The following is a 717-nucleotide window of genomic DNA, read 5'->3' on the forward strand; positions in this document are numbered from 1 at the left end:
TGTTGGTTTTGCCGTTCCACGCGCGATTGCGCGGCTTCCGGCAACGGTTGAAACACCTGTTGTGCGTGTGCGGCCTTTTGCTCGTTCTTCTTTTGCGTGGCAGGGCTGGGGCGAACCGGACGCTGAGGTCGCGCATGGCTGATGTAGGTTGCCGCCGGGGTGGCCTTCGTCCATTGGCGGCGCAATGGGGAGTCTTTCCCCGCCATGGCTTGACGTTGGGTGTCATCCAACGAGATCAGCGGTGGGGTAAAGGGCGTCATGGCCAGGTTGTTGGCGATGTTCAGGTTCTCTTCTTCGCCGTCACTGTCGAACCAGAAAAAACAGCCGAGTTCGGCCAACAGCCGTTGCACAAACGCCAGTTGCGATTCATTGGCCTGCAGCAGGGGGGCGGGCAAATCGTGGTCGTTAATCTGGCCGTGCCAGAGTACCTGATGTTGACCATAGCCGAGTTCGGTTAACACCTGGTTAACGATCTCACGTCGGGTTTTGCCCATAAACACACGGGTTTGGTGTAGCGCGTCGCCGTGCGCCAGAATCGGTTGTAACCGCAGGTTCAGTTGTTCGTTGACGTCTTCCACACCGTGAATGCGCGCGCAGATGATGCGCAAATTACCGGTGCTGTCCTGAAAGGTCAGTTGCGCGGGCTCGTTGAGTAAGGTGCTGGGTTCCACCCGGTAATTGGGGTTGGCGACGGTGAGGTTGAATTGAAAACAGGTG

Annotated in this window: 1 protein-coding gene; it reads right to left on the minus strand. The window is 57.7% G+C overall.

Annotated features, from left to right (window positions below; translation table 11 throughout):
- Positions 1-717: phage late control D family protein (locus IYN85_RS25635; protein ID WP_196161828.1), on the minus strand; the 717-nt coding region annotated here is incomplete at both ends.

Source organism: Reinekea sp. G2M2-21 (genome assembly GCF_015687175.1).
Classification (GTDB): Bacteria; Pseudomonadota; Gammaproteobacteria; order Pseudomonadales; family Natronospirillaceae; genus Reinekea.